This window comes from Cyanobacteriota bacterium (genome assembly GCA_025054735.1).
Lineage (GTDB): Bacteria > Cyanobacteriota > Cyanobacteriia > SKYG9 > SKYG9 > SKYG9.
Genome location: JANWZG010000066.1, coordinates 1 through 11,816, shown reverse-complemented (window position 1 = coordinate 11,816; position 11,816 = coordinate 1). Strand labels below are relative to the sequence as shown.

The window sequence follows — 11,816 nt, the reverse complement described above, 5'->3', positions numbered from 1 at the left end:
AGCAAGAAAATCGCCCCAATAAACGAATTTATTACGTTACAGATGAAGGTAGTGCTGCTTTCCAAGCTTGGGTAGCGCAACCCCTACCCATTAGCCCTATTAAAGATGATTTATTAGTCAAGTTGTTCGCAGGCTTTTCTGTGCCTAGAGAGGTCATACTTGCTGAACTAGACAATCATTACCGCCAGCATTGCCAACGTCTAGCAATATACCAAACAATAGCAGCTCAATTCTTTCAGTGCCCAGAGAGTTTCAGTGAACCGATGACCTTTAGTTATTTAACGTTGCGATTTGGGATTGCCTATGAACAGATGTGGCTAGCTTGGTATCATGACGCGATTGTAACGCTTAAAACCTTAGATAAACCTAGTAACCTGCTAGCCTAACACTCAGTACTATCAACAATTAAGATAAAGTCTTTATGAAGAGATCAGTAAATACCCGTAGATATGCAATCATGACAGTACTTTAATAACTATTGATATATTCTTGAAAATATGAGTATGATTAGCGTCTGTTACTGGACTGTAGCCTATTGGGTTTTATGCTGATTGACGCACGACTGCTACCTACTAATGTTACGATTGAGACCGATGTATGTATTATTGGCAGCGGTCCAGCGGGTATTACCCTAGCGAGAGAGCTAGCGCAAGCGGGTATTGATATTTGTATGCTAGAGAGTGGCAGTGAAGAGATGCCTGATGAGGCTACCAAGTCGCTAGGTAATGTTGAAATTGATGAGAGTTTTCTTCAAGTAACCTCTGATAACCGAAACCGAAAATTTGGTGGCAATGCTAGCTATTGGGGCATCAATCTACACCAGGGTCGCATGGGTCTTCGCATTGTGCCTCTAGAAGAGACAGACTTTGAGCAGAGAGATTGGGTTCCCTATAGTGGCTGGCCCTTTAACCGAGACCACCTAGTTCCGTATTACCAACGAGCACAACAGGTTTTTGGAGCTGGTGTATTTGACTACACAGCAGATTTCTGGGAAAGTGAAGATGCACCCCGGTTACCCTTTAAGGGCGATCGGGTAACGACACGTATGTTTCAATTTGGCTATCTAGATTTGTTTACCCGTACCTACAGGGACGAGATTGCCCAAGCTCAGAACATCACCACCTATCTTCATGCCAATGCTGTTGAACTCGAAACGAATGATGACGGTACGACGGTGACCCGTGTGCAATGTGCTTGCTTGAATGGTAAACGCTTTTGGGTGTCAGCTAGGATAGTGCTGTTGGCTGCTGGGGCGATCGAAAATACCCACTTACTGCTGCTCTCTAATCGAGTGAATCCAGATGGTTTGGGTAACCACTATGATGTCACGGGCAGATTTTTTATGGATCATCCACTCGTAGCTGGTGGTTTCATCTATCCATCAAACCCTGCCATTTTCAACCAGACTGCTCTGTACGATAAGCGTTACGTTCGAGGCACTGAAATTATGGGTAGCTTGGTGCTGACGAATGAAGCTGTTCGTCGAGAACGACTCTTAAATCTCGTTTCTTGGATCTTTCCTAGGGCAAAGCGGCTAAACTCGCCTGCTATTTCGTCCTTAAAGGCATTAGCCTCACCTAGAGGGTACAGTCACGGTGTGTCAGGGGTGCTTGGGCATCTGGGTAACGTAGTGAAGAATGTGGGGGATGTGGTTGATGCAGTTGTTGATAAAGTTACAAACACACCACCACCATTTTTTCCTAACCTGGCTACAGGCGGCTGGTCACAGTGTCAACCCAATCGAGAAAAGGCTTATGGCATGTTTGAAGTGCTACATATGACCGAGCAGGTGCCTAACCCCAACAATCGATTGGTACTTGGCAGTGGTACCGATCTCCTGGGTAGGCGGGCAATTAAGTTAATTTCTCGCTGGTCTGAAGCTGACCGTAATAGTATTAAGCAGGCACAAGCAGTACTAGTAGAAGAAATTGCTAGAGCTGGCATAGGCAAGTATGTTCCAGCACGAACCCCCGATGGCGACCCTGTCGTAGTTACTCTAGGGTCATCTCATCACATGGGATCGACTCGAATGCATGATAATCCAAAGCACGGTGTAGTTGATGCGCACTGTCAAGTACATGGGGTTACAAATGTGTTTATCGCTAGCAGTTCTGTGTTTCCCACTGGTGGCTATGCAAATACGACCTTGACAACAGTCGCACTAGCCCTTCGCTTGGCAGATCACATTAAGCGTAGACTGTCTAACCAAGTAGAATTGGCTAAATCACTAGCTTAAACATCGATCAGGAAAGCCAGTCAAAAATCTGTTAGAATAGGCAGATTCATACCTTAAACACACTTTAGGTAAGCTAAGTGCTCTTAACGAGTGGCTTTAAGTTTATGCAAGGTGTTTGCACAGCCTATAGTTTTTATAACTATGTTTACAGAAAGTTCTACTAGATCAGTTAGGGGGATAAGAATGTGCTTGAGCAGGAGCCTATTCCTCAGAGGTAAGCTGCTGGTGTCTTTTTTGCTAGTTTTGCTAGCAGTTCCTGCGGTGAAAATTCCTAGTAGCCTAACTCCACCTTAGATAGTTCTTTTTCCTTACAACTTTCCAGTCGTGCACTCTATCTCATTATCTGTAACGCATGTTGAATGTGCAGGAGACATGCCCACACGTTAGGCTCAAGGCTCTTTCGTTAACGAAACAATTGGACTGTTTTGGGGCAAGCGTGTATTGAACATTTCTCTAGAAATATTTCTATTACTCGTTCTTCACATAGCCTGATTTTCTTCATTCGAGGCATTCACCAGGTGTACAGTCTCGAAATAGTTGGCTTTGCTTCGAGGCCATTTCACGTGAGTAGTTACTGAGTGAAGAGTAGCCACTCTGCCTTTACTAAGTTTGTGCTGCTGGTTTTAACGTGATGCCGGTAATCAGTGCGTTAGCGATCATCGTCCCTAGCCTCCATAAACTCTAGCCGTAACCATTGACTTATGCAAAGTAGTGACGATACGAAGGGAGATCTACAGAATTTCCTCACAACCCCCCATCTCCGAGTTGCATGGAATTGCTACTTGGAGTGGTGTGAATTCCAGGAACAGTTGGGGCTTGAGAACCAAGTGGGGTTTGCAGGCTGTTTCGTGAATAGCAAGAACTGTTGGAAGGTTATGGTTACTCAATTCATCTATGACCAGCGAGTGCAACTAGCACCTATAGGGCAACAGCAGGCGCTGCCAATAAACGCTTTAGCACACAAAAACCGTGCATGGGACATATACCAAGCGCAACCCAGGTCGCATTTGGTAACGACGGCTACAGCAATGTTTTTGGTAAGTCTACTGCTATAGCCTTGATTGACTAACGAAATGCTAATTTCTAGCAACTAGCAACTGTACCGTAATGTTGGTTGCCAGCAGATCACCTTGTCCTAGCCCTCTTACTGGGATGAGAGACCATTACTAGGCACGACGATCGCGCTGCAAGTCGTACAGGGCTTTTTCCCAACACCATTGAGCTGTCTGACCTGGATTACGACTTTGCACTGACTTTACCAGCCGTTCAGCTAGTTGTCGATCTCCGTTAGTAAGAGTTAACAACTCATTAACTGTGCTGCTTTTCGGTTCGTGCCAATAGCCAGTGTTTTTGGGTGTCACTTGCTCAAGGCTTTTACGACTAGGTTTGTACGCTCGCCGATAGAACCCATGCGATACCGATGATTGTCTAAGGTTCGTTGGCGGTAGATGTCTGGCTACAGGTCTAGTCGTGTGCCGTTGCTGTCGAATTAACCAGAGCAGAAGGCCGATCGCGAAAGCTCCCAGCAAAACTAAGCCCAAAGGGATGAGGGATTGCATTGTCTTGCTAACAGAGTAACATTCTATCTAGGTGTAGCAAGCCTCACGTTATAAACCTAAGAGCATAACAATAGATCTCGCCCTCTGAGCAAGATCCGATATTAGCATCTGCAACCGAAGATAAATCACCTGATAGAAAGCTCATTGTCCATGGCAATCAATCAAGTTTTTGTTGAGGGCTGAACAGAATGGAGAAAAGCAGGGTCTTATCAACGTTAGGAGAGAGTTGAGAACCCTTGTAGAGCAAGGGCTTATTGACAATAGACAGAGAAAACCAGACAAGCAAGGGCAACTGGTGACCGACTATCGGGCACTAAAATCAGCTCAGGATGATTTTCGATCGAAAATCAATAACCTGTTTGCTCTCAGAGAGCAATACGAAGTTTGATCGCGATACTTTCGCTCACACCTCCAATTGGTTGGCAGCCAGCAGAGCTGCTGAACTACAGGTGGATTCAGATTTCGGGAGGTCAGACCCAAACCAGACCTAAGTTAGGGCTAATGGTTGTTGCTGTTTAGTCTAGAATGTATGCGGAACCGGGGACTTGAACCCCGAAGGCATTGCTGCCACTAGAACCTGAATCTAGCGCGTCTACCAATTCCGCCAGTTCCGCTTGGTTCACTAGAGTAATGTTGCAGTCTTTCAATTTCCCATAAGAACGCTACTCAGTCAACTGGTTTTAGCAAGATTCATAGTTTCCGATAGCACTCACGCTCAGTCATCGAGACGATAGCCTAAATCAGCAAGTTGTGTAGAAGATTGTCTCCATTTAGGTTGCACCTTCACAAACAGTTCTAGGTAGACGTTACCGTCCACTAGGATTTGAATTTGTTGTCGAGCATTGGAGCCAATTAGCTTAATCATGCTGCCACCCTTGCCGAGAAGAATTGCCTTTTGGGACGGACGCTCTACATAAATGGTTGCCAAAATGTTGGTGATAGTAGGTTGCTCTTCGACCCGATCGATGACCACAGCTACTGAATGGGGTACTTCTTCCCTAGTATGCAGCAAAATTTGCTCTCGAATTAGTTCTCCCATAATGAAACGCTCTGGTTGATCGGTGACAAGATCCGGCGGGTAGTAGTAGGGGCCTGGATCAAGGCGATCGCAGAGTGCTTGTTGCAAAGCTCCTAGCCCATCACCAGTCAGGGCTGAAAATTTTAGCATCGGCCAACCGTAGGGAGCCACCAGTTCAGCGTAGGTGTCGTCTAGCTGATTAGCGGAGTCAGGCTGTTGGTCAGCTTTGTTCAGTCCTAGAATCACGGGTGTTTCCAGTTGACTAAGAATATTGACAATGTAACGATCGCCGCCGCCAGCCGCTACTGAACAGTCCACTACAAGCAACACTACATCCACAGTTTGAATCGTATGTTTAGCGGTTTTTACCAATACTTTTCCCAGTTGGTGATGGGGCTTGTGAATCCCAGGAGTATCTACAAAAATTAGCTGTGCCTCTGGAGTAGTGAGAATGCCTCGCAACCGATTACGCGTAGTTTGGGCAACCGGTGACGTAATGGCAATCTTTTGCCCCACAAGCTGATTCATCAAAGTCGATTTGCCCACATTAGGGCGACCCACAATGCCTACAAACCCGGATTTGAAGCCAGGAGGGGTAACTGGCAAGGGAAATGGCTGGAAACTGTCCAGACGACTACTCCTAATGAAATGGATCACGATCTATTATCAGCCAGCTTGCCCTTCATGTAAGGGCACTTGTATTGAGCGCGACTTGTATTGTGACGACAATCACTTGCAGACAAGATAGTCATTACGACTGTGGACTAGAGAATGCCCTATTAATCATTAGGTATCCAATCGTTGTGCATCGTTGAAGCGCTATGTCTAAGCTGTCGGTTAAGGAAATCGTTGATCGTATTCTCACCCTTCGTCAAATTAGCCCCACAGATCAGCTATTGCTAATGTCTTGTCAGTCGATTAGTGAGGAGGAACATGAACTAATTACCCATGTATTCCGAGCACTTCAGCGCGGAGAGTTACGTATTTCCTCGTAGATCTAATACCTAAGTAGATCTAAGCCAGCGATAACTGGGACGTATTACAGAGTTAAAAGTATACAATTCTTTAGATTGCCCAGGGAATTCTGGTAGTAATGAGGACTGGCAGGGCGATTTGGCTGTGTGATGGGACAATCGCACACACAGTTCCTGAATCTGCCCTGTTAGGGCGTTAACTTAGTGTTTCAGGTAAGCCTCTGTCTAAGAGACTTACTTGAAACATTGCCCCTAAATTTACGCTTGCAGCACTGCCCTAAGCAGCTTCATCCATACTAAGTTGAATCTATAAACTGATGTGCCTAAGCTATAGCAACTTAGCACTAATTTTATCCATAAAGTTGGCTAATCTTCTATTAGGAAATACTGAGCCTTAGTATGGGCAATTACTGAATAGTTGTAACTCTCTAGAAATTCGTCTTAATATAGACACAATGAGTGGAGTTAGCTGGATTACTAGTAGTTAGTACCTTACCGTGCTTAGTAAATTGTTAGTGCATCATCTACCCTAATTCCACTACTTAGGTACTTGTAGTATTTGTCTGGTAGTCAGTGTCTGATAAACTCTGTTGGCTTTGCCAACTGTGTCATAGAACCTGATGCCAACAATGGGTAATCTGAACCCAAAGCCTTAGGTTTGAAAAACACTCTTGTCCGTTGTGACTAGGTTTTATAGTTCCTAATGCTAGTTTGACCAAGCTACTATGGCCCTAATAGTTGAAAGCTACACTGTTCACATGCAGTCGTGGTACTCCATACCCACTCTGTGGGGGGTATGCATTTAGAGACTATAAGTGTTCAGGGAATAATCAGGGAATAAGTAAGAGAATGAAACTTACGGGCTACAAAACACTTGGATACATCAGCTTTACTTCCCTTGGAATGATTACTGTTAGGGAAAACTTGATAACAGGGCATCTTGAATATCCTCGCTATTGTTTCGTTTCCTGAGAGTTGTTGCTATGCATACAAACACTGCCTTTGTTTACCGAAATGCCATGGAGCATCTGGTTGCTGAGGAAATTGACAAGCAATTTAGGATGATTCCCCCCCGACTTGCTAGATATCTCAATAAAAAGGAGGTTGCTGCTTTTGCGCTGAATCGCTTGCCTTCGTTATACGCTACTAGTGAGAAGGGCTGGCGGCAACAGTGTTTACGAGGTCGGCGCGACTATAGTGAACAAATTGCCACAGCAGTTCGTCAAGGTGTCTTAGCTGTGCAAAAAGATCCCTTGCGGATTGAAACTCCGATCGCGCCAGATGCTGCAGATCAGGGAGGCTCCGATGCATACAAGGCATTACAAGCGTTAAGGTTGCTCTTGCATTGCGATGACCTCTCTTGGCAGAATGTGGTTGCTAAGGTGGAAGACGCAATAGCAAAATCTGCTAGAGGAGAGATCTTTGGAGACCATCACCACCACGATGCTCAGCCTCACCGACGCAGTGCCTGGAACAGTGCCATGTACAGGTATTAGTTTGTGGCGACTATCACTCCAACAGCTACAGATACTACAGCGATTGTGGCGACTACTGCCTGTGGCCACTATTGCTCTACTCTTCAGTGCGGTTACTGCTAACTCAGCGTGGGGAGTTTGTACTGAGTTAGCTAAGCTTAGCCTGTTAGATTCGCTATCTGTATCGGTTCTACCATCGGATACAGTGTTTGGCGAACGTTATCCAGGAGACTTATCTGATGTTGAGGAAATAGGAAACTGTGCACTACCCGATGGCATCGTCACTGAGAAGATAACTTGCCAACGAGCGTCGTCAGTACCTAGCTTGTGGTGGGCACAAGCGCAGTATGGCGGTAAGTTATTGGTGAGTTGGTCGGCCTATCCCCAGCGAGATCAGAACCCACCACGAGTAGACCTTTTAGTTAACCAACAGCTTTGGATTTCTCTAGGATATGTTGAGCGCTATCGGTTTTTAGCTCAATTTGGTCGCGCCTCTAGCGAATTTGGATACAACGTCCGAATTTTTGATAGTCGAGGCACTTGTTTGGCGACCTATACCTGTAGCTACGATGCTAAGGGTAATCCAGTTACCTGTCAGACTCTGCTGCCTACACTCAGGCGCGATCGGCTCTAGTCAACCTACAAGCGCCTACTGCTGCGCGTAGAAAACTCAATCCGTGATGATACTGACTATGAAACATTTCTTGATTAAGCTGTGATAAAGGTCACGAGCTTCCTGTGATTCTATCTGTAGAAGTAATTTCGACGTTACTAGAAAATAATAATGACTCAACTCTAGCCGAGTCATCAACAGGGAACACACGATCAACCGACTAGCTTTTTTGGCTTGTCGGTTTTTTATTGGGGACAGTGCTGCCTCAAATCTTGCACAGATAGCAAACTGACCTTAGACCATCTGCCAGTTGCCATTGAGCCTTCTTTCGCCTCATAGGATTGCCATAACTCGTTGTCGAAGTTAGTCGTAAGTCAACGGCTAGAGGGTCGGGCATCAGCAGTGTATTTCTAGGTTGTTGGTCTTGACGTTAGCTGGCCATACTACGGTTTACCTAAGCAGAATTGCTGTGGGTTCTTACTACAAGATAGGGGGTTATGTAAATGGCTTTTGGAGAATTGGTATTAAGTCCTCGCTGTAAACTTCCTAGCCAACTGTGCATTGGTTATCTACTTGTGGCTTAAAGATGCTCGGAATTGGCCTGTAAGATGATCCTAACCTTCGCTTCCAGTGATTTCACGGCATGACGCAACGACAAATCGGCTTAACGGGTGGCATAGGCATGGGAAAAACCACGGTATCTAACTACATGGCCAGTCAATATGGGATCCCTGTCTTAGATGCTGATGTCTATGCACGGGATGCTGTGGCCATAGGCTCTCCTATTCTGGAGCGGATTAGCGATCGCTATGGTCAAGCTATCTTGCTTCCTGATGGCAATCTGAACCGTGCCCAGTTAGGAACTATTGTGTTTGCCGATGCAAATGAGCGTCGTTGGTTAGAGCAGCAAATTCATCCCTATGTACGAGATCGCTTTGCCCAATCCCTAGCAGCGTTGACGACAACCCCCCTAGTTGTGTTGTCTATTCCACTGTTGTTCGAGGCAGGCTTAACAGATATGGTGTCTGAAATTTGGGTAGTGACCTGTAGGCCAGATCAGCAACTTCAGCGGTTGATTGCTAGAGGCATGACGATTGCACAAGCCCAGGCCCGTATTAGCAGTCAACTCCCAATCGCAGAGAAAATTGCCCATGCCAATATCGTGTTGGACAACTCAGGCACCCTAGAGACGTTGTATCGCCAAATCGATCATGCCTTGGCTGTTTCTAACAGGTGATGCTTTCTTTGGTTGCGTCATCTTGTCCATGAACCTAATCAAGACCAACGGAGTCTGAACTATTGTCGTGGGTGCTAGAGTTGATCGCGGTTCACCCTGGGTGCTTGTCAGTAGATTCTCACAATGTGCCTGACTATCCAACGTAGCCGCAGAGCCACTAGGTTACCTCGTCAGCTTAAATTTCTCCTGCTCCTCCTTGTCAGCGTGGGTGTTGTTGTGCTGGCAGCGATCGTGCCAGCTACTGGACAAAGTGCCTCCCAAGCTCAGGTAACTGACATTCTGGATGGGAATCGAGTCTACATCCAAAATCGGCAGGTACCCGTCAATGCTGTGGCCAAGCGGGGTGAGACGGTGAGCACTAAACGTGCCCGTGCTCAGCTCAGCTTTAACACTGGTGCTATTGTCCGTCTCTCTCAACATGCAGTGTTAACGGTAGGCAATGATTGTATCCCTGTTCAACAGGGCACCATGTTGGTCGGTGGAGCTAGGAAGGGTTGCACTAACTCGGTGGTTGTAGGTGTCCGGAGCACAACCTATGTCTTGTCTGTTGCCCCAGATGGTAATGAAGACATTTCGGTGTTGGAAGGTGAGGTAGAAGTACGAAGTTTGCACAGTTCCGCTGGAGGGGTACCGGTCTTTCAACCTGTGCGTCTACGGATGGGACAGGCTGTGGCCATTGGGCACGATCGCAAACTGAGAGCAGTGCGGCGGCTATCGCAATCAGAATACAATCAACTCATCACTAGTGATTTCTTGAACGACTACCGCGACAACATTCCCCATTTACCCAGGGTGTAAGCAGCCTATCGCCAACTGTATCCCAATGCTCGCTTTCCAGAACGTCGCCGCCCTTTGCGTTGGTTGCTCTCACTCTATCTTGTGCCCAGTGACAAACCCGCGACAAAGACCAATACTGGTAGGGGTATCTGTTAACTTCCAGGCGGATACTTGAGCAAACCCAGCGGACTTAACCATGTTTGCTAAACACCACAAAGTCGGTACCCAGTAGTTTGTTTCATTGCCTGCATACTCCGCGCCGGGATAAAATTCCATCACCATTTGCCGCCCAGGATAGCCATGACCAAATCCCCCTTGGTAGGGGCTATAGTCGTCTAGGATGGCTGATTCAACATACAGGCTGCCGTCACAAATGGCTGCTAGGCGATCAAGGGCAAGCAGTGGGTATCGCAGGTGGTAGAGTGTCCCAAAGAAAAACACCACATCAAATCGACCCAGCCAGAGTTCATCTACGTCATAAACTGATAGTTCATGCCGCTGGCAAACATCTTCACCATAGCCTAGAGCTTCTCGACAAAGGTCAAAGGTGTCCCAAGCGTAGCGCTGGTCTAGCTTGCCCATGTAGTCTGAAAAGTCGTCGATCGCCACTACTTCCCTAGCACCCCGTTTCAATGCCTCAAAGCTCCAGTAGCCATCCCATGCCCCCACGTCTAGTACTCGCTTTCCAGTCAAGTCTTCAGGAATGCCGTAGCTCTCTGGGCTAAGGGGGTTAACGCCTGGTGTGACAATGTTGCCGGGTAGCTCAATCCGGTGGTACCAAAACGAAAATGCGGCTACTCGGTCTTGCCAAGTGGCAGTGGAACTTGTAGGAGAAGGGCTATGGCTAGAAGAATCCGTCGTCATGATGAGTAGTTACCTAAAATCAGCTTGGGTTTGAACAGCATGGCCTACACTAGACACTAACAAACTCTGGGCATAAGCAACCACCTATGCAAACAGTAGCGATTGTAGGGTGCGGTGTTGTGGGGGCAATGATTGCCTATGAACTCAGTCGCTGTCCTGATATGGCGATAACAGTGTACGATCGACAACTACCGGCTCAAGGCTCGACAGGTGCTGCATTGGGGGTGTTGATGGCAGCCATCAGTCACAAGGTTAAGGGTAGTGGTATGCACATGCGCCTTGATAGCATACGTCGCTACGATGCACTAATCCCAGAATTAGAAGCAATTACTGGTCGTCGCATTCCCTATAATCGCCAAGGCTTGTTACACCTTTGCTTTGCGAGGGAGGAGTTGCCAGTGTGGGAGCGCCTCGCTGCCTTGCGTCAAGCCCAAGGATGGCGGCTAGTGATGCTTGATCGGGCACAACTCCAGACAGCCTACCCCTATCTCGATCACCCAGAATTGGTGGCTGCGGTGCATTCGCTAGACGATCGGCAAGTGCATCCGACTGAGTTGACACTAGCGCTGGTAGCGGCTGCTAAACAACAGGGTGTGCAGTTTCAATTAGGAGTTACGGTTCATGGCATTGGGGCTAAGGGACAGATGTTGACAGATCAGGGAAGTTTGAGTGCAGACTGGATAGTAATTGCAGCAGGTATAGGATCTTCTGCCCTCAGTCAGCAAGCAGTAGATATTCGGCCAGTATTGGGGCAGGCTCTACGACTACGGTTGCCAACACCCCTGGGAACATCTGCTCTCCAGCCAGTGGTTACTGGTAACGATACTCACATTGTCCCCTTGGGAAATAATGAGTATTGGGTGGGGGCTACGGTAGAGTTTCCTGAGGTTGACAGCCCAGATGCCCTGCCCCAAGCAAATCCTGGTTTGCTAGAGCAGGTGAGACAGCAAGCAATCGCCTTTTGTCCTGCCCTTGCTACTGGAGAAATTCTGCACCAATGGTCAGGGTTGCGTCCTCGCCCTTATGGACGATCGGCACCTATCATCGAGTCATTGCCCCATCA

At 47.1% G+C, this 11,816-nt stretch carries 11 protein-coding genes and 1 tRNA gene; 8 read left to right on the top strand and 4 right to left on the bottom strand.

Annotation, left to right across the window (positions count from 1 at the left end; genetic code table 11):
* Together NZ772_05050 and NZ772_05045 are read left to right on the top strand one after the other, a co-directional pair.
* Positions 1-386, top strand: a 386-nt coding sequence (locus NZ772_05050) for a PadR family transcriptional regulator (GenBank protein MCS6812926.1), incomplete at its 5' end; no start/stop codon positions are given.
* 158 nt (positions 387-544) lie between these two features.
* The gene (locus NZ772_05045; protein ID MCS6812925.1) at positions 545-2,236 is read left to right on the top strand and encodes a GMC family oxidoreductase; all 1,692 of its coding nucleotides are present in this window, start codon (positions 545-547) and stop codon (positions 2,234-2,236) included.
* A gap of 1,166 nt (positions 2,237-3,402) precedes the next feature.
* Here NZ772_05045 and NZ772_05040 read toward each other — a convergent pair.
* The 3 genes from NZ772_05040 to era form a co-directional block, all read right to left on the bottom strand.
* Positions 3,403-3,795, bottom strand: a complete 393-nt coding sequence (locus tag NZ772_05040) for a hypothetical protein (GenBank protein MCS6812924.1) — start codon at positions 3,793-3,795, stop codon at positions 3,403-3,405.
* A gap of 530 nt (positions 3,796-4,325) precedes the next feature.
* Positions 4,326-4,409, bottom strand: a tRNA-Leu gene (locus tag NZ772_05035).
* A 101-nt stretch (positions 4,410-4,510) separates the two neighbouring features.
* The gene (era, locus tag NZ772_05030; protein ID MCS6812923.1) at positions 4,511-5,443 is read right to left on the bottom strand and encodes a GTPase Era; all 933 of its coding nucleotides are present in this window, start codon (positions 5,441-5,443) and stop codon (positions 4,511-4,513) included.
* 191 nt (positions 5,444-5,634) lie between these two features.
* Between era and NZ772_05025 the strand changes: the two genes are divergently transcribed.
* From NZ772_05025 to NZ772_05005, 5 genes are all read left to right on the top strand, one after another.
* Positions 5,635-5,808 (top strand): hypothetical protein, encoded by a 174-nt coding sequence (locus NZ772_05025; protein MCS6812922.1) that lies wholly within the window; start codon positions 5,635-5,637, stop codon positions 5,806-5,808.
* Between the two features lie 962 nt (positions 5,809-6,770).
* A complete protein-coding gene (locus NZ772_05020) occupies positions 6,771-7,283 on the top strand; it encodes a late competence development ComFB family protein (GenBank protein MCS6812921.1) in 513 nt (170 codons plus the stop codon).
* Positions 7,210-7,896: a hypothetical protein gene (locus tag NZ772_05015; GenBank protein MCS6812920.1), complete on the top strand. Its 687-nt coding sequence runs from the start codon at positions 7,210-7,212 to the stop codon at positions 7,894-7,896. The genes NZ772_05020 and NZ772_05015 overlap by 74 nt, the downstream gene beginning before the upstream one ends.
* Positions 7,897-8,518: 622 nt before the next feature.
* Entirely contained in the window at positions 8,519-9,112 is a 594-nt protein-coding gene (gene coaE, locus NZ772_05010; GenBank protein MCS6812919.1) for a dephospho-CoA kinase, read from the top strand.
* 204 nt (positions 9,113-9,316) lie between these two features.
* Positions 9,317-9,910, top strand: coding sequence for a hypothetical protein (locus tag NZ772_05005; GenBank protein MCS6812918.1), 594 nt, complete (start codon positions 9,317-9,319; stop codon positions 9,908-9,910).
* A gap of 69 nt (positions 9,911-9,979) precedes the next feature.
* Here NZ772_05005 and NZ772_05000 read toward each other — a convergent pair whose 3' ends face one another.
* Positions 9,980-10,753 carry a tRNA 5-methoxyuridine(34)/uridine 5-oxyacetic acid(34) synthase CmoB gene (locus tag NZ772_05000; GenBank protein MCS6812917.1) on the bottom strand — a complete coding sequence of 258 codons (774 nt, stop codon included), beginning with the start codon at positions 10,751-10,753 and terminating at the stop codon, positions 9,980-9,982.
* A gap of 86 nt (positions 10,754-10,839) precedes the next feature.
* Here NZ772_05000 and NZ772_04995 point away from each other — a divergent pair.
* On the top strand, positions 10,840-11,816 hold a 977-nt coding region (locus NZ772_04995; protein ID MCS6812916.1), incomplete at its 3' end, for an FAD-binding oxidoreductase.